This window comes from Pseudomonas sp. Z4-7, from assembly GCF_051131965.1.
GTDB lineage: Bacteria > Pseudomonadota > Gammaproteobacteria > Pseudomonadales > Pseudomonadaceae > Aquipseudomonas.
Map to the genome: position 1 here is coordinate 501,439 of NZ_CP071642.1, position 23,785 is coordinate 525,223.

Consider the following 23,785-nt stretch of genomic DNA (forward strand, 5'->3'; position numbering starts at 1 on the left):
TCAGATCCCCTGGCCGCGCAACCAATTCATCAGCTGCGGCAAAGGAAACGCCCCGCTCTGCCGGGCAACCTCCCGGCCATCCTTGAACAGAATCAGGCTGGGAATCGAGCGAATCCCCAGCTGGGCCGACAGTTGTTGATTGGCCTCGCTGTCGAGCTTGGCCAGTCGGCATTTACCCGCCAGCTGCGCGGCGGCCTGTTCGAAGACCGGCGCGAAGGACTTGCACGGACCGCACCAGTCTGCCCAGACATCCACCAACAGCGGCAGGTCGCCCTTGATCTGGCTGGCGTAGTCGCCTTGCTTGAGTTCGAACGGTTCGCTCAATAACACCTGGGCCTTGCAACGTCCGCACTTGGGCTGGTCGCCCAGGCGTTCGGCGGGGATGCGATTGAGGCCGTTGCAATGAGGGCAGGGGATCAGCATCGGGTCGGTCTCCTGTAAGTCGTTGGCACAACACTATACGCAAATCACAAAAAAACCTGTGGGAGCGAGCCTGCTCGCGAAGGCGAAGGATCAGTCAAGAATAATCGACTGTCGGACCGCTTTCGCGAGCAGGCTCGCTCCCACAGGGTATATCGGTGTGGCCGTTACTTCGCGTTGGTCAGCGTGTTGTAGCTGGTCATGAGGTTGCGATAGTCCGGGATGTGGTTGGAGAACAGGGTCGCCAGACCTTCCACATCGTTGCGCCAGTCGCGGTGCAGTTCGCAGGCCAGGCCGAACCACGTCATCAATTGCGCGCCCGAGGAGGACATGCGGTCCCACGCCGATTGGCGGGTCAGTTCGTTGAACGTACCGGACGCATCGGTCACTACGAACACCTCGAAACCTTCGGCCAGGGCCGACAGGGCCGGGAAGGCTACGCAGACTTCAGTCACGACACCGGCGATGATCAATTGCTTCTTGCCGGTGGCCTTGATCGCCTTGACGAAATCTTCGTTGTCCCAGGCGTTGATCTGGCCAGGACGAGCAATGTAGGGAGCGTCCGGGAACAGCGTCTTGAGTTCTGGCATCAGTGGGCCGTTGGGGCCGGTTTCGAAGCTGGTGGTGAGGATGGTCGGCAGTTGGAAGTACTTGGCCAGGTCAGCCAGGGCCAGCACGTTGTTCTTGAAACGGTCCGGGTCGATGTCGCGCACCAGCGACAGCAGGCCAGCCTGGTGGTCCACCAGCAGAACGGCGGCGTTATCTTTGTCGAGACGGTTGTAGGAAGTAGTCATGGCGTAGTCCTCTAAGTTTTGGTGGCCGAACGTTTCGGCGTGAGTAGGGGTTTCTAGATATCGGTAAATCGGTGATCCATCTGGCCGAAGCGCCGGCTTCAATCCGTGTTGCGTTTCGATGGGTAAAGATTAAAACCGACACCTTTTTCGCGCCAGACTGCAAAAATCAGCCTTAGCGTTCTATTTGAGGAACGATGCGCTGCGCCATTCATCAGATGAGCCGCACCCCGAGCCCGCCAGACCCTCAAAACACCACAACGTAATTTTTGCGAACCCGGAGGTCCCATGAGCAATCCTCAAGACCCAACCCTTCCCCAGACGCTGGACAACCCCAACGACGACGGCTTCGTGCTTGGCACCGCCGGCCGCGACGAAGACCCGAACGCCGCCACGGCCTATGCGACCGATGACCGCCATGATCGCGATGAGCTGACCCCGGAAGACGCCCGCGGCATGCCGGGGTATCCCAACGAAAAAAAACCGGCGGAACCGGCGGCGGAAGAAGCGGAATCGGGAATCGAGACGCCTGAGCAGGGGAACGATAAGGCGGGGTGAGCGGGTAGTCTGGAGGTCGGCGGTTGATTGAAGATCGCCATCGCGAGCAGGCTCGCTCCCACAGGAGTTTGGTGTTGTGGTCTATATCGCGATCACATCGCTCCCAATGTGGGAGCGAGCCAGCTCGCGAACTCTCTCTCCCGGACAATCTGAACCCGTGGCGAGGGAGCTTGCTCCCGCTCGGCGGCGTAGCCGTCGTGGTTTACCTGGAAGACCGCGTCAGTCTTTCAGGACTGCTTCGCAGCCCAGCGGGAGCAAGCTCCCTCGCCACGGGGTCCATGTGTCTCGCAGGTCGTTACGACGAGCAGCTGATCTCCAGGTGCTTGCCCCATTCCGGCGGCCTTTCGGCGTAGCTGTCCATGCCCGGTTGTTCCTCGAACGGACGGGACAGTACGCCGTGGAGGCGGCGGACTTCTTCGTAGTCGCCTGATTCGGCGGCGTCGATGGCTTTCTGCGCCAGGTAGTTGCGTAATACATACAACGGATTGACCGCGTGCATGCGGGCTCTGCGCTGGGCTTGATCGATAACGCCCTCTCGATTGACCCGAGCGAGGTAAAGCTCGCCCCAGGCATCGAAACCCTTGAGATCAACAAAATCATCGCGCAAGCGGGCGACGGCCTGTTCGGGCGCCTGTTCGCCCAGGCGACGGAAAAACAGGCTGTAGTCGACGCCGCTGTTCTGCATCAGTTGCAGCAGGCGCTCCACCAGTTTCTGGTCATCGTCCTCGGCGCGGGTCAGGCCGAGGCGGCGGCGCATCAGGTCCAGGTAGTGGGCCTGGTACAGCGGCAGATACAGACCCAGGGTCTCGCGCAGGGCGTCGACGCTGATGAAGGGGGTCAGGGCCTGGGCCAGGGCGCTGAGGTTCCACTGGCCGATGGGCACCTGGTTGCTGAATGAATAGCGGCCCTGGTCGTCGGAGTGGTTGCAGATGAAGTTGGCGTCGAAGTCATCGAGGAAGGCGAAAGGGCCGAAGTCGAAGGTGATACCCAATATCGACATGTTGTCGGTATTCATTACCCCGTGACAGAAGCCGTAGGCCTGCCATTTGGCAATCAACTCGGCGTTGCGTTCGACAATCTCCCGATACATCGCCAGGTACGGTTCCGGCTGCTCCCGGCATTCAGGGAAATGCAGGTTCAGCACGTGCTCGGCCAGGGCCGCGTGCAACTCCGGTTTCTTGGTGTAGTAGAAGTATTCGAAATGTCCGAAGCGCACATGGCTCGGCGCCAGGCGCAGCACCATGGCGGCGCGCTCCTGCTTTTCGCGCCATACCGGGGTGTCGGAGCCGATCACACACAGCGCGCGCGTGGTCGGGATGCCCAACGCATGCAAGGCTTCGGAGGCGAGGAATTCGCGGATCGAGGAGCGCAGTACCGCCCGGCCATCGCCCATCCGCGAAAACGGCGTCTGGCCGGCGCCCTTGAGGTGCAGGTCCCAATGCTCGCCGGCCTCGTTGTACACCTCGCCCAGCAGCAACCCGCGGCCATCGCCCAATTGCGGATTGTAGTGGCCGAACTGATGCCCGGAATACACCATGGCCCGAGGCTCGGTTTCGGCCCAGAGTTTGTGGCCGCCGAAAATTTCGGCAAACAGTGGCGTCTGTGCTTCGGCCGGATCCAGGTCAAGCAGCGCCATCGCGGCCGGGCTGGCAACCACCAGGCGCGGATTGTCGATGGGCTCCGGCAGCACGTGGGCCGAGAAACCGTCGCCCAGGCGGGCGAAGCGGTTATCGAAAGTCAGCGTTTCCAGTGTTTTCATGGCCATCTCCGACGGGGCGCCCGCAGGCATCCCGCGATCAGTCGAGTGTCTGTTGCGGTGGCTCCGGAACGGGCTTGATGCTGGCTACGGTCGAGGGCACAGGCCCGAGGGTCTTGTGGTCGGGCTCGGCGGGCACCAGTTTGTATTCCTGGCCTTGCAGGTTCTTCAGATAGATCTCCATCTGACGGAACGAGATGTTGATATGTTCCTTCTTGAATTCCCGGTTGATGAACCGGTTGATCTCGTCCAGCACCGGGTTGCGGTCGCCGAGGTCGCGCACGTGCATGCGCAACTCGTGGTCCAGGGTGCTCTCACCGAAGTTCAGGAAGTACACGATCGGCTCCGGCTCCTTCAACACACGCGGGTTGTCGCGGGCAGCCTTGAGCAGCAGTTCGCGAACCCGATCCAGGTCCGAGCCGTAGTCCACGCCGAGTTTCAGGGTTACCCGAGTCACGGTGTCGGTCAGCGACCAGTTGATCAATTGTCCGGTGATGAAGGTCTTATTCGGGACGATGATGTCCTTGCGATCGAAGTCGGTGATGGTGGTCGCGCGAATGCGGATCTTGCTGACCGTGCCCGACAGGTTGCCGATGGTGATGGTGTCGCCGATCCGTACCGGGCGCTCGAACAGGATCATGATGCCGGAGATGAAGTTGGCGAAGATCTCCTGCATGCCGAAGCCCAGGCCCACCGACAGCGCGGCCACCAGCCATTGCAGCTTGTCCCAGCTCACGCCCAGTGTGGACAACGTCGTGACAAAGCCGACGCCGGCGATGACATAGGACAGCAGCGTGGTGGTGGCGTAGGCGCTGCCCTGGGCCAGGTTCAGCTTCGACAGCACGAACACTTCCAGCAGGCCAGGCAGGTTGCGGGCCAGGGCGAAGGTGATACCGATGATGATCAGGGCGCCAAGCATGTCGCCGATGCTGATGGGCACCATGCTCATGTTCACGCCGGTGCCGCTGGTGTATTCGTAGAGGGTGATGTTGTCCAGGTAGGAGAACACGCTGATCAGGTCCGACCAGACCCAGTACAGCGCGGCCATGAAACCGCCCAGCAGGGCCAGGCGGATCAGGCGCAGGGACTGTTCGTTGACCTTCTCGATGTCCAGGGTCGGCTCCTCGACCACCGTTTCACCGTCGCCGACCTCCTTGGCCGCCTGACGTTTGGCCAGGGCGCGCTGGTAGGCCAGTCGCCGGGCCGCGACCGACAGGCCGCGCACGAATGTGGCTTCGATTACCAGCCAGAACATCAGCAGGTACAGGGTATTGATCAAGCGATCGCTGAGTTTCAACGCGGTGTAGTAGTAGCCGAAGCAGACAGCGACGAACAATGCGATCGGCAGCGCGGTGAACAGCACGCCGACGGCCTTGCGAAACAGCGAGGCGTTGGTGTGCGTCGGGCTGCTGAGCAGCAGTCGGCTGAGCAGCCAGGCCATCGAGGCGTAGCAGGTCAACACCACCGGCATGCCGAGTACGTCGTCGGCCAGGGCCGACGGCTGCAACTCCGCCACGGCAACCACCGCCACCAGGGCCAGCACCACCAGGCCAAGTCGACGGATCCAGGCCTGGAGGAATTCCACCTGGGGTTTTTCCCAGCGGAAATGCAGCTCGGCGACGCCTCCGGGAGAGAGGATTCGATAGGCGGTATAGAACACCAGCCAGGCTTGGCCGATCTGCAGTAGCGCGGCGCCGAGGTTGGTGTTCTGGCCGCGGGCGTCGATCTGCAAGGCATAGCCGCACAGCGCGAGTGCCAGGGCCACCGGCATCGCCAGCAGAATGTTGATCAGGATCGCCTGTGGGGTGTGCCACTGGCTGTCGCGCTTGAAGTGGCCGACATCCTGGTGAACCTTGTTCAAGCGCGCATAAAGATTCTTGCGTCGCCACAGCAGCGCACCGATCAGCAGGGCCAGGGGCAGGAACAGCAGCGGCCGCTGGGTCAGGCCGTCAGCCAGCTCACTGAGGCTCGACGCCCAGGGCAGCGAGTCGACCTGCTTCTCCAGGCGGGCCGGCACGCCACGCATCCATTCGAAATCCAGCGGTTTGTTGCTGGGAATCCAGAACATCTGTTCTTCGAGCGTTGCCCGCAGGTTCTGGGCGGTACTGAGCAGTTGCTTCTGGTTGAGCTGCAAGGTGATGGATTCGTTGAGCACCGCGCTCAACTCACGGTTCAGCCGTTCCAACAGGTCGACCCGAGTCAGCGCCAGCTCCAGCAGCGTCTTGCGCAGTTGCGGCGTGACTTGCTCCGACGGCTGGGACGCCAGCAGGCTGTCGACATAGGCGCCGGGATTGTTCAACAGCTCGCGTTGCTGGCTGACCTCGAACTGGTACAGGCGGATGTCGGCGATCTGGTCGGCGAGGTTCTGGTCCAGTTTCAGGTGTGGCAGGGTCTGGCGCTGCTTGTAGAGAATCTTGGAGAGCAGCAGGCTGCCCTTGAGCACGCTGATCTGCTCATCCAGGGCGGCGTCGGTCTGGGTGACGCTATCGAGCAACTGCTTGGTTTGCAGGTTCTGCTGGGTGACCTCGTTGAGCCGATCGGTGCTTTTGAGCAGGTAATCGGAGAGCTTCAGGTTGGCCGAACTTTCGGTCGCCAGCAGGCTGCTGCCGCCGGCCTTCTGCGCTTCGATGGATTGCTGGGTCACCGTTTCCTGGGACTGGGCCAGGCGCTTCTGGTTGATCAGGTTCTGCAGATCCTGGATCTCTCGCTCCATGCGGTCGATCTTTTCCGACAGCAAATCATGCTGGCTATTGCCCAGGTCTTGCAGCTGGCTGTTGCCGGCCAGCTCCTGGCGGCGCAATGGAATCAGCGCATTGAGGGCCGCCAGTTCAGCGTTGAGCTGGTCGCGCTGTTCGGCGCTGAGGGCCTTGCCGGCGTCGCGGCCGGCCTTGAGGATGGTGTTGATCTGCTGGATGCGGGTCTGGCTGGCGGAGATTTCCGCCTGGGCGCGCTCGGGGCGGGTCTGGGCGGTGATCACCAGGCTGTTGGCGTCGGCCAGGGCCTTTTGCAGGTCGCTCTGCTGGGTGGAGCGCTCCGTCAGCATCTGTTCGAGCTGAGGGATGGGCAGGTTAGCGTAGCGCTGCGCCACCGGCACCACATTGGTGCCCTTGAGCCGCGCCAGCTCGCGCTGGTTCTCGATGTTCTGCTTGGGGGCGTTGGCCAGTTGCTGCTTGAGGGCTTGCAGCTTCTGTTCGTAGTCGGCCTTGTTGCTGAGCTGGGTCAGGGTGTTCTGCAACACGGCCTGCAAGGCTTTCTGGTCGGCCTCCGGCAGTTTGCGGTCGGCGATCTTGTCCAGGCTGGCCTGGACCGAGGCGCTGGTAGGCGGTTCGGCGGCGTGCACCGTGCAGATGGAAAGACTCAGGCCGAGCAGGGCAATGGCGAAAAAGGAGCGCAGGGTAGGCATAAAGACCGGTCAAGCAAGTGAGAGTGGGAGCAGTTTAGAGGAACAAGCCGGGGCCCGGGCGACTTCCTTCGGGGAATCTGACGCCCACTTTGCCGATCTTGTTCCCGTCCATGGCCGCGACGGTCCACAGGGTACTGTTCCACTCCACCTGGTCGCCGACCACCGGAGCCCCCCCGACTTTCTGGGCAATGAAGCGGCCCAGGGACATGTCCGGATCGATGCCGTCGAGTTGCAGCCCGTACAGCGCCGCGACCGCGGCCAGCTGGGCGTCTCCTTCGAGTACGAAGTCGCCGAAAAAGCGCAGATCGAGGCCCCGTTGCGGCGCTTGGCTGAACAGTTTTCCCAGGGCTGGCAGGTCGTGTTCATGGCCGATTACACACAGCAGATCACCGACTTCCAGGACCGTACTACCCGACGGATGGAGCAGTTGCTGGCCACGAAACAAGGCCGCAATACGGGTTCCGTCAGGCATTTTCAGATCCCGAAGCGGCGAGCCGATGCACCACTTTTCCGCACCGAGGCGATAGATGAACAGCTCCCACTCACTGGTGACGTGAACCTCCAGCGCTGCCCGGGAAATCGGCAGAGGTTGTGGCGGGACGGTCACGTGCAGAAGCTTGGCGACCCACGGCAGGCTTGTGCCTTGCACCAGCAGCGACACCAGCACGATAAAGAATGCCAGGTTGAAATAGAGCTGTGCGTGAGGCAAACCGGCCATCAGCGGGAACACCGCGAGGATGATCGGTACCGCGCCACGCAGGCCGACCCAGGAAATGAACACCTTCTCGCGACCGTGGAAAGCCTTGAACGGCAGCAGCCCGACCATGACCGACAGCGGGCGCGCGAACAGGATCATCCACAGGGCCAGGCCCAGGGCGGGAAGGGCGATCGGCAGCAGGTCATGGGGCGTGACCAGCAGGCCCAACACCAGGAACATGCCGATCTGCGCCAGCCAGGCCATGCCATCGAGCATATGCAGGATGCCGTGGCGACTGCGTATCGGGCGGTTGCCGATTACCAGGCCACACAGGTACACGGCCAGGAAGCCGCTGCCGTGCAGGGCGTTGGTCAGGGCAAACACGGCCAGGCCGCCGCTGATCACCAGGATCGGGTAGAGGCCGTTGGCGAGGTTGATGCGGTTGACCAGTTGCAGCATCAGCCAGCCGCCACCCAGGCCGATCACGGCGCCGATACCGAACTCGCGCATCAGATGGCCCAACAGGCTCCACTGCAGGCCGGTTTCGCCGCTGGCGAGCATGCCGATCAGGGTAACGGTAAGAAACACCGCCATCGGGTCGTTGCTGCCGGACTCGATTTCCAGAGTGGCGCTGACCCGTTCGTTGAGGCCTTTGCCGCCCAACAGCGAAAACACCGCCGCAGCGTCGGTGGAGCCGACGATCGCACCGATCAGCAGACCCTGGATCAGGTTCAGGTCGAATAGCCACGCCGCCGCCAGGCCGGTCAGCCCGGTGGTGATCAGCACGCCGACGGTGGCCAGCGACAACGCCGGCCACAATGCCACGCGAAAGCTTGAGACTCGCGTGCGCAAGCCGCCGTCGAGCAGGATGACCGCCAACGCGAGGTTGCCGACCAGGTAGGCAGTGGCGTAGTTGTCAAAAAGAATACCGGCACCGTCCACGCCGGCGACCATGCCCACGGCGAGGATGATCACCAGGATCGGGATGCCCAGGCGCGACGAAAGAGAACTGACCAGAATGCTCGCACTCACCAGCAACGCGCCGATCAAGAACAGGCTGTTGATGGTCGTCGCAGTCAAAGGCAGTACTCCGGAATCTTGAGGGGGCAGGCGCAAACTGACCATGCAGTCTGCGTGCCAGCGATTCTAACCTGTTGAAATGTGATGCTGTCAAAAAAGGTTGGGATCGGCGTATGTGCACCGGATCCAGAGAGGGAAACACCGTGGCGAGGGAGCTTGCTCCCGCTCGGCTGCGAAGCAGTCGTCGCTTTTAAAGACGGGGCCGCTGCGCAGTCCAGCGGGAGCAAGCTCGCTCACCACAAAAGCGTGGGTCGCGCACAGTCTGTGAGCGACCCACGGGCGGTCAGAGGCTGAACCGCCCGACCATGCTGTTCAGGTCCACGGCCAGGCGCGACAGTTCGGCGCTGGCGGCGGTGGTCTGGTTGGCGCCGGTGGCCGATTGCACCGACAGGTCGCGGATGTTCACCAGGTTGCGGTCGACTTCGCGGGCCACCTGAGCCTGTTCCTCGGCGGCGCTGGCGATCACCAGGTTGCGTTCGTTGATCTCGACGATGGCGGTGTTGATGGTGTCCAGGGACATCCCGGCGCCGCGGGCGATGTTCAATGTCGACTCGGCGCGCTCGGTACTGTTGCGCATCGAATCCACGGCCTGTTCGGTGCCGCTCTGGATGCTGCCGATCATGCGCTCGATCTCGCTGGTCGACTGCTGGGTGCGATGGGCGAGGGCGCGTACTTCATCGGCTACCACCGCAAAACCACGACCGGCTTCACCGGCACGGGCCGCTTCAATGGCGGCGTTCAGTGCCAGCAGGTTGGTCTGGTCGGCCAGGCCACGGATCACGTCGAGCACTTTGCCGATATCGCGGGACTCATCGGCCAGGTTGCCGATCAGCGTGGCGGTGCTCTGTACGTCGGCGCTCATGCGTTCGATGGCGCTGACGGTTTCCTGCACCAGGTCGCGACCGTCACCCGCCGAAGTGGTGGCGTTCTTCGACGCTTCGGAGGTGCTGACCGCGTTGCGGGCCACCTCTTCCACGGCGCTGGTCATCTCGTTGACCGCCGTGGCGGCCTGTTCGATTTCGTTGTTCTGCTGGGTCAGGCCACGGGCACTTTCGTCGGTGACGCTGTTGAGCTCTTCGGCGGCGGAGGCCAGTTGGGTGGCCGAGCCGGAGATCCGCTGCAGCGTGTCGCGCAGTTTCTCCTGCATGGTCGCCATTGCTCGCAACAAACGGCCGGCTTCGTCGCTGCCATCCACGACGATCGGCCGGGTCAGGTTGCCCTTGGCGATTTCTTCGGCGGCATCCAGGGCGTTGGCGATTGGCTTGGTGATGCTGTTGGTCAGCAGCCAGGCGAACAGCAAAGTCAGGCCGGTGGCGATGACCAGTAGGGTAACGACCCAGTTGAACGCGGTTGAGGCCTGTTGCGCAGCACTTTGATTGAAGGCTTCTGCCTGCTTGTTGTTAATGTCAGTCAGGCGAGCCAGGACCGCGTTGACAGCTTCCGAATTGGTTTGCAGATCGTTACCGAGCAAGGTCCGCAGTTCATCGACCTGGTTATTGCGCGAAAGGGTCTTCATGCGCTCTTCAAGCTGACGGTACTGATTCAGCAACTGCACGTACTGGTCATAGGCGGCCCGTTCTTCCGGAGCGCTGATGAGCTTTTCATAAGCGCTTTGAGCCGTGCGGATCTGCTGGTTGCGTTGCTCGAACAACTCGAAGGTTTTTTGCTGGGTGTCCGGTTCGCGGTTGGTCAGCAAGCGATAGGACAGCACGCGCAGGCGCAGGGTCAGTTGGGTGAATTCGTCCAGGGCCTTGATGCTCGGCACGCTGTTTACAACGATGTTTTCGCCGGACGTGCGGATCTTGCTCATCTGGCTCAAGGCAAATACGCCCAAGGCCAGCATCAGGGCGCCGATCAGGGCAAACCCCAGGAACGCCCGCGGCGCGATGTTCATATTACGTAGGGACATGGAAGTTACCGTGAAAAAGCGCGTCCGTGCGGAGCTGTGACTGGTTTCCTGGCTTATCGGTCTGGCGACTGAAGTCTTGAGGGCGCTGCGTGCTTTTGTCGCACGCCATCGGGGTTGGTGCGACGAAGGGTCGGAACCAGATTTCCCCATCACAGTCTTTACAGCTCGCGAGCGGGATACCGCTGCCTTCTGAGTCGTGGCGCCGACGGTGAGTTTTCTTTATCGTACGCGCCCCCTTGAAAAGCCTGGAATTCAATATGTTGGAAACATCCCTCAGCCAGCTGGAGCAACTGGTCAACGACCTGGTGCAACAGAACCGCCACCTGACCGGCCTGAATGAAAGCCTGAGCGCCGAACTGGCCAAGGCCAAGGATGAAAACGAAAGCCTGCAACTGAACCTGATGGAACAGGAAGAATTGCACGGCACCACCGCCGCACGGATCCAGGCCCTGATCGAGCGCGCCAGCACCGCAACGGTCGGCGCATGAAGCAGGGTGCCGATGGGGTGACGGTCGTCTCGATTCTTGGAGAGGAATACTCGATCAAGGCGCCGGCCGGGCAGGAACAGGCGCTGCTGGACGCCGCCTCGATGCTCAAGGCGGCCCTGGCCGATACCAAGCGTAAATTCCCGACGTTGATCGGCGACCGCCTGCTGGTGCTGGCGGCCATGAATCTGTGCTCGCAACAAATAGAAATGCAAAAGCAGCACCGCGCGGAGCTCGACCGCTACGAGGAGCAGGTAAGCGCCACGGTCGAGGTTATTGCCAAGACGATCCAGCAGGCTTGAACCTTTATCGAATGTTGGCTGTGGTGCCTGTGTAGGAGCGAGCCTGCTCGCGAAAGCGTCGGATCAGGCAATTCAGCTTTAATTGACAGACCGCTTTCGCGAGCAGGCTCGCTCCCACAGTAGATCTATGGTGAACGCAGATGTTGCGTTCACTTGAGCCCCCTGTGGGAGCGAGCCTGCTCGCGAATGGATTTCAGCCGCGCAGCAAGCTCCGGCTCAAAACCATTCATCCCGCATCCCCAGGCACGTATCATCCCGCGCTTCAAGCAACGCCAGTTCATGCTGGCAACCCGGTACTTCCCAGGTCAGGAAATAGCGCGCCGCTTGCAGCTTGCCCCTGTAGAAGTCCACATCCGCCGCATTGCCCCTGGCCAGCCCTTCCTCGGCACGAATCGCCTGTTCCAGCCAGCGCCAGCCAATCACCATATGACCAAACACCTTCAGGTACAGCGCCGAATTGGCCAGGCTGCTGTTGACCTTGCCCTGGGCCAGGTCGGTCAACAGCCCGAGGGTGACGGATTGCAGGCGCGCCACCAGGGCTTCCAGCGGCTGGCTCAGGGGCGTCAACGAATCGTACGCCTGGGCGCGCTCGCTGGTATCGGCCACCAGACGGATCAGTTGCTTGAGACCGGCCCCGCCGTTCTGTGCCAGTTTGCGTCCGAGCAGATCCAGCGACTGGATGCCATGGGTGCCTTCATGGATCGGGTTCAGGCGGTTGTCGCGGTAATACTGCTCCACCGGATATTCACGGGTGTAACCATGGCCGCCGAGAATCTGGATCGCCAGTTCGTTGGCTTTCAGGCAGAACTCCGAGGGCCAGGATTTGACGATGGGGGTCAGCAGGTCCAGCAACTCATGGGCGCGGCGGCGCTCGGCTTCGCTCTCAAGCGTAGTGGTGTCGTCGAACAGCCGCGCCGCGTACAGGCCCAGGTCGAACGAACCTTCCACGTAGGCTTTCTGGGTCAGCAACATGCGGCGTACATCGGCGTGCTGGATGATCGGTACGGGCGCGGTGTCTGGATCCTTGCTGTCGGGCACTCGTCCCTGCGGGCGCTCGCGGGCGTATTCAAGGGAATACAGGTAACCGGCGTAGCCCAGCATGACGGCGCCCATGCCGACGCCGATCCGCGCCTCGTTCATCATCTGGAACATGTAACTCAGACCGTGGTGCGGTTTGCCGACGAGGTAACCGACACACTCACCGTTATCACCGAAGTTCAGCGCCGTAGACGTAGTGCCGCGCCAGCCCATCTTGTGAAACAGCCCGGCCAGCAGCACGTCGTTGCGCTTGCCCAGGCTGCCGTCTTCGTTCACCAGGAACTTGGGCACGATAAACAGCGAAATGCCCTTCACGCCCGGCGGCGCGTCCGGCAGTTTGGCCAGGACCATGTGCACGATGTTTTCCGACAGCGGATGGTCGCCACCGGAAATAAAGATCTTGTTGCCCTTGAGTCGATAAGTGCCGTCGGACGCCGGTTCCGCGCGCGTACGAATATCCGACAGCGATGAGCCAGCATGGGGCTCGGTCAGGGCCATGGTGCCGAAGAAGCGACCATCGATCATCGGTTGTAGGAAGCGCTGCTTCTGCTCGTCGCTGCCGAAGCTTTCGATCAGGTTCGCCGCGCCCATGGTCAGGAACGGGTAAGAAGTCGAAGCAGCATTGGCCGACTGGAAATGCGCGAAGCACGCCTGGGACAGCAGCGTCGGCAGTTGCATGCCGCCGGCGTCGAAGCTGCGGGCGGCGTTGAGAAAGCCCGCCTCCAGGAACGCATCCACTGCAGGTTTCACCTCGGGAATCAGGATCGCCTCGCCGTTCTCGTAGCGCGGTTCGTTTTCATCATTCTTGCGGTTGTGCGGCGCGAAATATTTTTCGGCAATGCTGCGGGCCGTACCGATGGCCGCGTCGAAGGTTTCGCGATTGTGCTCGGCAAACCGTTCGCGCTGGGTCAGGCCTTCGGCATCAAGGACTTCATACAGCTCGAAAGCCAGATTGCGGGAACTGAGCAGCGTCTCGGACATGGCGGCCTACCTTTTCTTGGAATGGGCCGAGTCTAGGTGTGAGGCGGGAGGGTGAACAGCAAGATTGATTTGGGTGATGGAGCGGCAGAACGCAGGGGGTGATCTGACGCGGATAAAATGTGGGAGCGAGCTTGCTCGCGATAGCTATCTCACATACAACAAAGATGTTGGCTGTTAGGCCGCTATCGCGAGCAAGCTCGCTCCCACAGGTTCGGTGGGCTGAGCATCTATTGCCGATGCTCAGCGAACGTCGCGCTTAACCGATCGTCATCAGACTGGCGTTACCACCCGCCGCGGCGGTGTTGACGCTCAGCGCGCGTTCGATCACCAGGCGTTCCAGGGCGATATTGGTTTCGCCCTGGGACAAGCCATGCACCCCGACGATCGCCCCGGCGCGCTTGGCCACTTGCTGGCACACGCTGCGCAACTGGTCCGAGTCGCCGTGGTGCAGGACTGCGTCGAACAACACGTCGTCCTTGGTCCAATCGGCAACCCGCTGGATGCGCGCCTGAATGTCCTTCGGCAAGCGTGCGAACAACGCCTTGCTGGTGTCGGTTTCCGGCCACACGGCCGAGCCGCCTACGGCCAATACGGCCGCCAGCTGCGTCAGCAGGTCGCCTTCCACGTCCGCCAGGCACAACACGTGCTCGCGGGGCAGGATGGCGTAGCTGTTGCGTTCGCCGGTCGGGCCGGTCAGCTGGCGGGTGATGCCGCTTTGCGACTGGGCCGCGAACTGCACGCACAGGGCGCTCAGTTCGGCGAGCTTGTGGCTGTCGGCCCAGGCTTGCAGCGCGGTCAGCGGTTTGCTCATGGCGTCGCGCAAGCGCAGGTCCGGTGCCGACAGGGCATCGCCCCGTACGAAGGACTGCTGGATCGCATCGGTAGGACGAGTCGACAACAAGCGGTACAGGTACAGCGGGCCGCCGGCCTTCGGACCGGTGCCCGACAGGCCTTCGCCGCCGAATGGCTGCACGCCGACCACGGCACCGACGATGTTGCGGTTTACATAGACGTTACCGGCATGGACGTTGTCGATCACCTTGGCGATGGTTTCATCGATGCGCGTGTGCACGCCCAGGGTCAGGCCGTAGCCGGAGGCGTTGATCTGACCGATCAACTGGTCCAGCTCCTTGCGCTTGTAGCGCACCACGTGCAGCACCGGGCCGAAGATCTCGCGTTGCAGCTCGTCGAAGCTTTCCAGCTCGATCAGGGTCGGCATCACGAAGGTGCCGCGCTTGCACTCGTCGCTGTCGGCGATTGCCATCTGATACACGGTGCGACCTTTGTCGCGCATGGCCTGGATGTGTTTCTCGATGCCGGCCTTGGCTTCGGCGTCGATCACCGGGCCGATGTCCACCGACAGGCGCTCGGGGTTGCCGAGGCGCGATTCGGCCATGGCGCCCTTGAGCATTTCGATGACGCGGTCGGCGGAATCTTCCTGCAGGCACAGAACACGCAGGGCCGAGCAACGCTGGCCGGCGCTGTCGAAAGCCGAGGACACCACGTCGATGACCACTTGTTCAGTCAGGGCCGAAGAGTCGACGATCATCGCGTTCTGGCCGCCGGTTTCGGCGATCAGCGGGATCGGCCGGCCCTGGTTGTCCAGGCGTCCGGCGATATTGCGTTGCAGCAGGCGCGCGACTTCGGTTGAACCGGTGAACATCACGCCTTTGACCCGATCGTCACCCACCAGGCGTGCACCAACGGTTTCGCCACGGCCTGGCAGCAATTGCAGGACGCCTTCCGGAATGCCGGCTTCAAGCATCAGGCGCACTGCCTGGGCAGCCACCAGAGGCGTCTGCTCGGCGGGCTTGGCCAGTACCGGGTTGCCGGCGGCCAGTGCGGCGGCGACCTGGCCGCTGAAAATCGCCAGCGGGAAGTTCCACGGGCTGATGCAGACCACCGGGCCCAATGGACGGTGGGCATCGTTGGTGAAATCGTTGCGCGCCTGCACCGCGTAGTAGCGCAGGAAGTCCACGGCCTCGCGTACCTCGGCGATGGCGTTGGCGAAGGTCTTGCCGGCTTCGCGGGCCAGCAGGCCCATCAGCGGCTGGATCTCGCCTTCCATCAGGTCGGCGGCGCGCTCCAGGATCGCGGCGCGTTCGGCCGGTGGCGTGGCTTGCCAGATCGGCGCGGCGTTGAGGGCGCACTGGATGGCGTTGTCGACATCGGCGACGGTAGCCTCCTGCACGTGGCCCACCACGTCACGGTGATCGGCCGGGTTCAGCACCGGTGCCGGGGCTTCTTCACTGGCGGCGCAGCCGAGCATCGGCGCAGCTTTCCAGTCGTTGTGGGCGGTGGCCAGCAAAGCGCAGGACAACGAGGCCAGGCGATGTTCGTTGGCCAGGTCGATGCCACTGGAGTTGGCGCGTTCGCTGCCATACAAATCGCGTGGCAACGGAATGCGCGGGTGCGGCAGGCCGAAACCGCCTTCCAGCGTCGCCATCTGCTCGATGCTCGCCACTGGATCGGCGACCAGTTCCTGGATGGAAATCGACTGGTCGGCGATGCGGTTGACGAACGAAGTGTTCGCGCCGTTTTCCAGCAAGCGACGCACCAGGTAGGCCAGCAGCGTTTCGTGGGTGCCGACCGGCGCGTACACGCGGCACGGACGGTTCAGCTTGCCTTCGGAAACCTTGCCTACAACCTGTTCGTACAGCGGTTCGCCCATGCCGTGCAGGCACTGAAATTCATACTGGCCCGGGTAATAGTTCTGGCCGGCGATGTGGTAAATCGCCGACAAAGTGTGGGCGTTGTGCGTGGCGAATTGCGGATAGATGACTTCCGGCACCGACAGCAGCTTGCGGGCGCAGGCGATGTAGGAAACGTCGGTGTACACCTTGCGGGTGTACACCGGATAGCCTTCCAGGCCTTCGACCTGGGCGCGCTTGATCTCGCTGTCCCAGTAGGCGCCTTTCACCAGGCGGATCATCAGGCGGTGACGGCTGCGACGAGCCAGGTCGATCACATAGTCGATGACGTACGGGCAACGCTTCTGGTAGGCCTGGATCACGAAGCCGATGCCGTTCCAGCCGGTCAGCTGCGGCTCGAAGCACAGGCGCTCGAGCAGGTCCAGGGACAGTTCGAGGCGGTCGGCCTCTTCGGCGTCGATGTTCAGGCCGATGTCGTATTGCTTGGCGAGCAGGGTCAGCGACAGCAGGCGCGGGTACAGCTCGTCCATGACGCGCTCGTACTGGGCGCGGCTGTAACGCGGATGCAGGGCCGAAAGCTTGATGGAAATGCCCGGGCCTTCGTAAATCCCACGACCGTGAGAGGCTTTGCCGATCGAATGGATGGCTTGTTCGTACGAGGCCAGGTACTTCTGGGCGTCATGTTCGGTGAGCGCGGCTTCACCGAGCATGTCGTAGGAATAACGGAAACCCTTGGCTTCGAACTTGCTGGCGTTGGCCAGGGCTTCGGCGATGGTTTCGCCGGTGACGAACTGCTCGCCCATCAGGCGCATGGCCATGTCGACGCCCTTGCGGATCATCGGCTCGCCGCTCTTGCCAATGATGCGGCTCAGCGACGAAGTCAGGCCGGCTTCATTATGAGTGGCGACCAACTTGCCGGTCAGCAGCAGGCCCCAGGTGGCGGCGTTGACGAACAGCGACGGACTGTTGCCTAGGTGCGGCTGCCAGTTGCCGGTGCTGATCTTGTCGCGAATCAGTGCGTCGCGGGTGCCTTTGTCCGGGATGCGCAGCAGCGCCTCCGCCAGGCACATCAGCGCTACGCCTTCCTGGGACGACAGGGAAAATTCCTGCAGCAAGCCCTGAACGATACCGGCACGACCGCCGGCACTCTTCTGGTTACGCAGTTTTTCAGCAATGGAAGCCGCCAGCTTGTTGGTGGCTTCGGCCATCTCAGCCGGCAGGCGGGCCTGCTCGATCAGCATCGGTACCACTTCCGGCTCAGGGCGACGGTAGGCGGCGGTGATGGAGGCGCGCAGGACCGATTGCGGCAGAATGCTTTCGGCGAATTCCAGGAAGCACTGGTGAGCGTGGTCGGGCTGGACTTCACCGGCATCATCGCTGTCGGCGCGGGTCGAACCGTTCAGCTCGGTCAGGGTTGCACCACCCTCGAGTTTTTCCAGGTAATTGAAAATTGCCTGCTTGATCAGCCAGTGCGGCGTGCGATCAATCGAGGTTGCGGCCGCCTTCAGGCGTTCGCGGGTCGGGTCGTCGAGTTTGACCCCAAGGGTGGTGGTAGCCATATTTTTATCCTCATGTTTACCACGTATGGCGTGGCATCAGCTGGCGGCAAGATTAGCTGCGAGCCGATAGAGGTGCAACCGGGTGCAACCTATTTTTTGTCGAAATATTGAGCAGCTCATCAGGTTGCATTGGACCCTAAACAGGTCCTGCACTTTATTGGTGCGCGGGAAAGTCGAAAAGCAATCTCATTTGCACCAATAGCGTGCGGAAAGTCGCCTTGCGTACGAATATTCCGACTAGGTGCAACTTATTTGAACGAAACTGGTTGCACCTTATTTGATTTGTTGAATAGCATTCGCGGCCAAGGTGCAACCGGCTTCGCGCCGAGCTGCATCGGCTGGTGGCTTTCCTGGGGAAACATCAGTCATAAATTCGCGGGTCCACAAAACGTCGGTACAACGTCTGCGTTGTCCGGGTTTTCAACTGCCACCGCACCATAAAAACAAAGCCAGGGCGTACTCATGAGTTTCAGCAATCCTACCCTGATCACTTTCGTGATCTACATCGCAGCCATGGTCCTGATCGGCCTGATGGCTTATCGCTCCACCAACAACCTTTCCGACTACATCCTGGGCGGTCGCAGCCTGGGCAGTGTCGTGACAGCGCTCTCTGCCGGTGCCTCCGACATGAGCGGCTGGCTATTGATGGGTTTGCCCGGCGCCATCTATATGTCCGGCCTGTCGGAAAGCTGGATCGCCATCGGCCTGATCATCGGTGCCTACCTGAACTGGCTGTTCGTCGCTGGTCGCCTGCGGGTCCAGACCGAGCACAACGGTGATGCGCTGACGCTGCCGGATTATTTCTCCAGCCGTTTCGAGGATACCAGCGGCTTGCTGCGGATCATCTCCGCGGTGGTGATCCTGGTGTTCTTCACCATCTATTGCGCTTCCGGCATCGTGGCCGGTGCCCGTCTGTTCGAAAGCACCTTCGGCATGTCCTACGAGACTGCCTTGTGGGCCGGCGCTGCCGCGACCATTGCCTACACCTTCATTGGTGGTTTCCTGGCCGTGAGCTGGACCGACACCGTACAAGCGACCCTGATGATCTTCGCGTTGATCCTCACGCCGATCATCGTGCTGCTGGCCACCGGCGGCGTCGATACCACGTTCCTGGCTATCGAAGCGAAAGACCCTACGTCGTTCGACATGCTGAAAAACACCACCTTCATCGGCATCATCTCGCTGATGGGCTGGGGCCTGGGCTACTTCGGCCAGCCGCATATCCTGGCGCGCTTCATGGCGGCGGATTCGGTCAAGTCGATTGCCAAGGCGCGTCGTATTTCCATGGCCTGGATGATCCTGTGCCTGGGCGGCACCGTTGCCGTCGGTTTCTTCGGTATCGCCTACTTCTCGGCGCACCCTGAAGTGGCCGGTCCGGTAACCGAAAACCCTGAGCGTGTGTTCATCGAACTGGCGAAACTGCTGTTCAATCCATGGGTTGCCGGTGTCCTGCTGTCGGCCATCCTGGCGGCGGTCATGAGCACCTTGAGCTGCCAATTGCTGGTGTGCTCCAGTTCCCTGACCGAAGACTTCTACAAGACGTTCCTGCGCAAGAGCGCTTCCCAGCTGGAACTGGTCTGGGTAGGTCGTTTCATGGTGCTGTTGGTAGCGGTCATCGCCATCGCCCTGGCCGCCAACCCGGAAAACCGTGTTCTGGGCCTGGTGAGCTACGCCTGGGCCGGTTTCGGTGCGGCATTCGGTCCTGTGGTACTGATTTCGGTGATCTGGAAAGACATGACCCGTAACGGCGCGTTGGCCGGGATCCTGGTGGGTGCGATCACCGTAATCGTCTGGAAGCATTTCGAGCTGTTGGGCCTGTACGAAATCATCCCTGGCTTCATCTTTGCCAGCCTGGCGATCTACGTGGTCAGCAAGATGGGTTCGCCAACCGCCGGCATGCTGCAGCGCTTCGAAGCGGCCGAGAAGGATTTCCGCTTGAATCAATAAGCCACTCGGCGAGGCCCCATGGCTCGTCTGAAGGTTTGAAAAACGGCTCGTCTCTCATGGAGGCGGGCCGTTTTTTTTGGCGGCGCCCGGCCCGATTGTTGGAGAGACTCCGCCGTTACCTCACTTTGCCTGCCAGGCTCTGCCAAACCGCGATGTCAGGCGATACGTTTGTTTTGTGCAACTTTTGCCCCGTCGTCTGTAAGGCAAATCTGTTTTTTCCGCTGATCGGTCCAATCCGCCATGGCTCATGCAGAATCGTTTGCCTCCCTTTCGCAGAGGCACATCGGATGTTCGCGCCTGCCAACTCGCCACGTTTTACGCTGACATTCGACAGCGGCCCGAATGAATTGCAGGTCCTTGAGTTCAAGGGCACGGAAGCCGTCAGCCAGCCCTATCGCTTTGATCTGGAGCTCGTCAGCGAGCGGCCCGACCTGGTGCTTGAAGATCTGTTGCATCGTCAGGCTTATCTGTGCTTCGGTCACCAAGGTGGCGGGATACATGGCCAGGTCTATAGCGTCGCCCAAGGCGATTCGGGCGAGCGGCTGAGCCGTTATCAGGTCAGCCTGGTGCCTCGCCTGGCTTACTTGCGCCATCGCATCAACCAGCGGATTTTCCAGCACTTGAGCGTGCCGGAAATCATCGCCCGCGTATTGAAGGACCACGGTATCCTCGCCGATGCCTGCCAGTTCAGTCTTGGCGGGCAATATCCCGAGCGTGAATATTGCGTGCAGTACCACGAAAGCGATCTGGTTTTTATCGAACGGATTTGCGCCGAAGTCGGCATCCACTATCACTTCCGACACAGCCCTGACGGCCACCTGCTGATATTTGGCGACGACCAGACGGTGTTCCTGCGCCTGCCCGAGTCCACTTTGTATCTGCCCGGCAGCGGCATGGCTGCCGCCGAGCCGGCTATCAAGCGCCTGGCCGTGCGGTTGCAGACCCACACCAACGCCGTGATGTTGCGCGACTACGATTTTCGCAAGCCGGGCCTCTCGTTGCAGGCGGACATCGACAATCAGCAACTTCCCGTTCTGGAGAGTTATCTCTACCCCGGCCAGTTCACCGACCGCGACGATGGCCAGCATCTGGCCCAGCATGCTCTCGAACGGCAGGCGGGCGATGGGTGCCTGGCGGAGGGTGGCAGCGATGACAGCGCCTTTGCCAGCGGACATTTCATGTGTATCAAGGAGCATCCCCGGGCGCAATGGAACGACCTCTGGTTGCTGACGCAGGTTGACCACCATGGCCGCCAGCCGCAGGTGCTGGAAGAAAACGCTTCTGTCGGCGCGGATGAGTTCCAAGGCTACTGCAATAGCTTCCTCGCGACGCCGTGGGGAGTGTTCTTTCGACCGCCGTTGCAGCACAGGAAGCCGTCCGTCAACGGCTACCAGCCCGCGGTGGTGACCGGCCCGGCGGACAGCGAGATCCATTGCGACGCGTTCGGGCGGGTCAAGGTGCAACTGGTCTGGGATCGCGACGGTAAGCGTGACGAGCATTCCAGTTGCTGGCTGAGGGTGGCGAGCGGCTGGGCACACGATCACTACGGCGGCGTGATGATTCCCCGAGTCGGCATGGAAGTGCTGGTGGGGTTCATGGAGGGCGACGTGGACAAGCCGCTGGTGGTGGGCTGTCTGCCGAACGGCGCCAACCCGGTACCGCTGGACCTGCCGGCGGACAAGACCCGCAGCATATTGCGCAGCCAGAGCAGTCCCGGTGGCGGTGGCTACAACGAGTTGCGCATCGAGGACCGCAAGGGTGCCGAGGAAATCTACCTGAGGGCCCAGCGCAACTGGACGCAGCACGTGTTGCACGACCAGCGCGTGCAGGTCGATCACGAGCGCAGCATCGTGGTCTCCGGCTTGTCGCGGCATGAACTGCAGGATGACGAGCAGCGCATCACCGCAGGTCGGCGTCAGGTCGAGGTCCGCCAGGACGATCACCTGCTGGTCACGGGCGATCGGCATATCCGCGTGGCCAACCAAGCCATCAGCGCCGTGGGAGGCTTTCATGTCAGTGCCGGCCGGCAGATCGTGCTGGAGGGTGGCGCCAGCGCGACCATCCAGGCCGGTGGGCACTGGATCAACATCAGTCCGGGCGGAATCTTCAGCAGCGTGCCGATCCAGGTCGGTGGCGCGCCGATGGCAGTCATGGGGGCCGAAGCCATTGCGCCCGGCGCGGCGGAAAAACTCGCCGCCGCGCCGGTCTCGCCCCTTACCTATGCGCAAATCGTCAGCCTGAAAAGCCCCGCGCCGTTCTGCGAGGAATGCGAGCGCTGCAAGGAGGGCGCCTGCGATCTGTTGGCGTATTGAGGCTCGTTGTAAGGGGCTGCTGCGCAGCCCAGCGGGAGCAAGCTCCCTCGCCACGGTCTGTTCGTCCGCTCGGCTGCGAACCCCTGACGTTCGGCACGCTTCAAGGTAAACTCGTCGGCCTTCGCAGGAGCCGCCATGAATTATCGCCATGCCTTCCACGCCGGCAATCACGCCGATGTGTTCAAACACCTGACCTTGACCCGCCTCATTGCCCTGATGTCGCGCAAGGAGCAGCCCTTCGCTTACCTGGATACCCACGCGGGCATCGGGCTGTACGACTTGCAGGGCGACCAGGCCAATCGCACCGGCGAATACCTGGAAGGCATCGCGCGGTTGTGGGGCCAGGATGACCTGCCGCCGCTGACCGCCGAGTATATGAATGTGCTGCACGAGATGAACCCGGACGGCCAGTTGCGTTATTACCCGGGCTCACCGGAACTGGCGCGGCGCCTGACCCGGGCGCAGGACCGGGTGCTGCTCAACGAGAAACATCCCGAAGACGGCGTTCTGCTCAAGGACAACATGAAGGGTGACCGTCGCGTGGCGGTGCACCTGGGCGAAGGCTGGCATGTGCCGCGGGCTCTGCTGCCGGTGAGCGAGAAGCGCGGGCTGATGCTCATCGATCCGCCCTTTGAACAGCTCGACGAGATGCAGCGCTGCGCCGCTTCGCTCAAGGAAGCCATCGGCCGGATGCGCCAGACGGTTGCGGCAATCTGGTACCCGGTGAAGGACCAGCGCATGTTGCGTCGCTTCTATCAGGACCTGGCCGGCACCGGCGCGCCGAAGCTGTTGCGGGTGGAATTGCTGGTGCATCCGCTGGCCACGCCGAACAGCCTGAACGGTTCCGGCCTGGCGATTGCCAACCCCCCGTGGGGACTGGAAGAAGAGTTGCGTGAGCTGCTGCCGTGGCTGTCGAAAAAGCTCGGGCAGACCCAAGGTGGGTGGCAGATGGATTGGTTGATCGCTGAGAGCTGAGGTTTGAGGGCGTCATCGCGAGCAAGCTCGCTCCCACACGGGTTCTGAGGTGTGCCCAATATTTCTGTTCGCCCCGAACCCTGTGGGAGCGAGCTTGCTCGCGATGGCGGCGGCACATTCAGCATTACCGCTCCAGACCCACCGCTATCGCGAGCAGGCTCGCTCCCACATTGGCCCTGGTGTGCATGCAACATTTGGGTATGCCGCTGGACCTGTGGGAGCGAGCCTGCTCGCGAAGCTTGTAGTCAGATCGGGCAAGTCACGCCCGTACCGCCAATCCCGCAATAACCTTCAGGGTTTTTCGCCAGGTATTGCTGGTGATACGCCTCGGCAAAGTAGAAGGTCGGCGCTTCGTCGATTTCGGTGGTGATTTCTCCCAGCCCGGCCTTGGTCAGTTCAGCCTGGAATAGTTCCTTGCTCTTTTTCGCCGCTTCCAGCTGCTCGGGCGTGGTGCAGTAGACCACCGAGCGGTACTGGGTGCCGATGTCGTTGCCCTGGCGCATGCCCTGGGTCGGGTTGTGCAGTTCCCAGAACATCGCCAGCAGTTCGTTGTAGCTGACTTTCGCCGGCTCGTAGACCACCAGCACCACTTCGCTGTGGCCGGTCAGGCCCGAGCAGACCTCTTCGTAAGTCGGGTTTGGCGTAAAGCCGCCCGCGTAACCCACCGCCGTGCTGACCACGCCTTCACGTTGCCAGAACTTGCGCTCCGCACCCCAGAAGCAACCCAGGCCGAAGATCGCGAAGTCCACGTCCATGGCAAACGGGCCCAGCAGCGGCGCGTCATGGACGAAGTGTTTTTCCGGCACGGTCATCGGGGTTTCACGGCCAGGCAGAGCTTGTTCTTGAGTAGGAAGCACGTTTTTGTTCACCAGGATTTCCGAGCGCAAGACCATCATCAGTCCTCTCAGTCAGATTGAATTG

The 23,785-nt window shown here is 61.9% G+C and carries 15 protein-coding genes and 1 pseudogene; 6 read left to right on the forward strand and 10 right to left on the reverse strand.

From position 1 onward, the window contains the following. Positions 1-423, reverse strand: coding sequence for a thioredoxin TrxC (gene trxC / locus J3P91_RS02190; RefSeq protein ID WP_434602606.1), 423 nt, complete (start codon positions 421-423; stop codon positions 1-3). 164 nt (positions 424-587) lie between these two features. Next, positions 588-1,214, reverse strand: a complete 627-nt coding sequence (gene ycaC / locus J3P91_RS02195) for an isochorismate family cysteine hydrolase YcaC (RefSeq protein WP_018603387.1) — start codon at positions 1,212-1,214, stop codon at positions 588-590. Positions 1,215-1,499: 285 nt separating this feature from the next. Between ycaC and J3P91_RS02200 the strand changes: the two genes are divergently transcribed. Further along, entirely contained in the window at positions 1,500-1,769 is a 270-nt protein-coding gene (locus J3P91_RS02200; RefSeq protein WP_434602607.1) for a hypothetical protein, read from the forward strand. 295 nt (positions 1,770-2,064) lie between these two features. On the opposite strand, the gene selO is transcribed toward J3P91_RS02200, so the two are convergent. The 5 genes and pseudogenes from selO to J3P91_RS02225 all read right to left on the reverse strand — a co-directional run. Beyond that, entirely contained in the window at positions 2,065-3,528 is a 1,464-nt protein-coding gene (gene selO, locus J3P91_RS02205) for a protein adenylyltransferase SelO (RefSeq protein WP_434602608.1), read from the reverse strand. Positions 3,529-3,565: 37 nt separating this feature from the next. Further along, complete coding sequence (mscK, locus tag J3P91_RS02210; RefSeq protein WP_434602609.1) at positions 3,566-6,928, reverse strand: mechanosensitive channel MscK; 3,363 nt, start codon at positions 6,926-6,928, stop codon at positions 3,566-3,568. A gap of 34 nt (positions 6,929-6,962) precedes the next feature. Next, positions 6,963-8,705, reverse strand: a complete 1,743-nt coding sequence (locus J3P91_RS02215; RefSeq protein WP_434602610.1) for a potassium/proton antiporter — start codon at positions 8,703-8,705, stop codon at positions 6,963-6,965. A 283-nt stretch (positions 8,706-8,988) separates the two neighbouring features. Next, positions 8,989-9,861 (reverse strand): methyl-accepting chemotaxis protein, encoded by an 873-nt coding sequence (locus J3P91_RS02220; protein ID WP_434604974.1) that lies wholly within the window; start codon positions 9,859-9,861, stop codon positions 8,989-8,991. Positions 9,862-9,891: 30 nt separating this feature from the next. After that, a pseudogene (locus tag J3P91_RS02225) lies at positions 9,892-10,764 on the reverse strand (MCP four helix bundle domain-containing protein); the annotation flags it as partial. Between the two features lie 107 nt (positions 10,765-10,871). Between J3P91_RS02225 and J3P91_RS02230 the strand changes: the two are divergent. Continuing rightward, positions 10,872-11,102, forward strand: coding sequence for a hypothetical protein (locus tag J3P91_RS02230; RefSeq protein WP_305497293.1), 231 nt, complete (start codon positions 10,872-10,874; stop codon positions 11,100-11,102). Next, positions 11,099-11,401, forward strand: a complete 303-nt coding sequence (locus tag J3P91_RS02235; protein WP_305497292.1) for a cell division protein ZapA — start codon at positions 11,099-11,101, stop codon at positions 11,399-11,401. Before J3P91_RS02230 ends, J3P91_RS02235 begins: the two co-directional genes overlap by 4 nt. A 216-nt stretch (positions 11,402-11,617) precedes the next feature. Here the strand turns inward: J3P91_RS02235 and J3P91_RS02240 are convergent, their stop codons facing one another. Beyond that, complete coding sequence (locus tag J3P91_RS02240; RefSeq protein WP_434602611.1) at positions 11,618-13,420, reverse strand: acyl-CoA dehydrogenase; 1,803 nt, start codon at positions 13,418-13,420, stop codon at positions 11,618-11,620. Positions 13,421-13,676: 256 nt separating this feature from the next. Then, positions 13,677-17,630, reverse strand: coding sequence for a trifunctional transcriptional regulator/proline dehydrogenase/L-glutamate gamma-semialdehyde dehydrogenase (gene putA / locus J3P91_RS02245; RefSeq protein ID WP_434602612.1), 3,954 nt, complete (start codon positions 17,628-17,630; stop codon positions 13,677-13,679). A 462-nt stretch (positions 17,631-18,092) separates the two neighbouring features. On the opposite strand from putA, the gene putP reads away from it, so the two are divergent. The 3 genes from putP to J3P91_RS02260 all read left to right on the forward strand — a co-directional run bounded on the left by putP (position 18,093) and on the right by J3P91_RS02260 (position 22,864). Next, positions 18,093-19,577 (forward strand): sodium/proline symporter PutP, encoded by a 1,485-nt coding sequence (gene putP, locus J3P91_RS02250; protein ID WP_434570081.1) that lies wholly within the window; start codon positions 18,093-18,095, stop codon positions 19,575-19,577. 287 nt (positions 19,578-19,864) lie between these two features. Then, a complete protein-coding gene (locus J3P91_RS02255) occupies positions 19,865-21,889 on the forward strand; it encodes a type VI secretion system tip protein VgrG (protein ID WP_434602613.1) in 2,025 nt (674 codons plus the stop codon). A gap of 135 nt (positions 21,890-22,024) precedes the next feature. After that, positions 22,025-22,864 carry a 23S rRNA (adenine(2030)-N(6))-methyltransferase RlmJ gene (locus J3P91_RS02260; RefSeq protein ID WP_434602614.1) on the forward strand — a complete coding sequence of 280 codons (840 nt, stop codon included), beginning with the start codon at positions 22,025-22,027 and terminating at the stop codon, positions 22,862-22,864. A gap of 245 nt (positions 22,865-23,109) precedes the next feature. Here J3P91_RS02260 and msrA read toward each other — a convergent pair whose 3' ends face one another. Beyond that, positions 23,110-23,757 (reverse strand): peptide-methionine (S)-S-oxide reductase MsrA, encoded by a 648-nt coding sequence (msrA, locus tag J3P91_RS02265; RefSeq protein WP_434574299.1) that lies wholly within the window; start codon positions 23,755-23,757, stop codon positions 23,110-23,112. Positions 23,758-23,785 lie beyond the last annotated feature (28 nt).

Coding starts and splice junctions, on each gene's coding strand:
- J3P91_RS02230 (WP_305497293.1), top strand. CDS start 10,872: ATGTTGGAAACATCCCTCAGCCAGCTGGAGCAACTGGTCAACGACCTG.
- putP (WP_434570081.1), top strand. CDS start 18,093: ATGAGTTTCAGCAATCCTACCCTGATCACTTTCGTGATCTACATCGCA.
- ycaC (WP_018603387.1), bottom strand. CDS start 1,214: ATGACTACTTCCTACAACCGTCTCGACAAAGATAACGCCGCCGTTCTG.
- trxC (WP_434602606.1), bottom strand. CDS start 423: ATGCTGATCCCCTGCCCTCATTGCAACGGCCTCAATCGCATCCCCGCC.
- J3P91_RS02220 (WP_434604974.1), bottom strand. CDS start 9,861: ATGGCGACCATGCAGGAGAAACTGCGCGACACGCTGCAGCGGATCTCC.
- mscK (WP_434602609.1), bottom strand. CDS start 6,928: ATGCCTACCCTGCGCTCCTTTTTCGCCATTGCCCTGCTCGGCCTGAGT.
- msrA (WP_434574299.1), bottom strand. CDS start 23,757: ATGGTCTTGCGCTCGGAAATCCTGGTGAACAAAAACGTGCTTCCTACT.
- putA (WP_434602612.1), bottom strand. CDS start 17,630: ATGGCTACCACCACCCTTGGGGTCAAACTCGACGACCCGACCCGCGAA.
- selO (WP_434602608.1), bottom strand. CDS start 3,528: ATGAAAACACTGGAAACGCTGACTTTCGATAACCGCTTCGCCCGCCTG.
- J3P91_RS02240 (WP_434602611.1), bottom strand. CDS start 13,420: ATGTCCGAGACGCTGCTCAGTTCCCGCAATCTGGCTTTCGAGCTGTAT.
- J3P91_RS02255 (WP_434602613.1), top strand. CDS start 19,865: ATGTTCGCGCCTGCCAACTCGCCACGTTTTACGCTGACATTCGACAGC.
- J3P91_RS02235 (WP_305497292.1), top strand. CDS start 11,099: ATGAAGCAGGGTGCCGATGGGGTGACGGTCGTCTCGATTCTTGGAGAG.
- J3P91_RS02260 (WP_434602614.1), top strand. CDS start 22,025: ATGAATTATCGCCATGCCTTCCACGCCGGCAATCACGCCGATGTGTTC.
- J3P91_RS02200 (WP_434602607.1), top strand. CDS start 1,500: ATGAGCAATCCTCAAGACCCAACCCTTCCCCAGACGCTGGACAACCCC.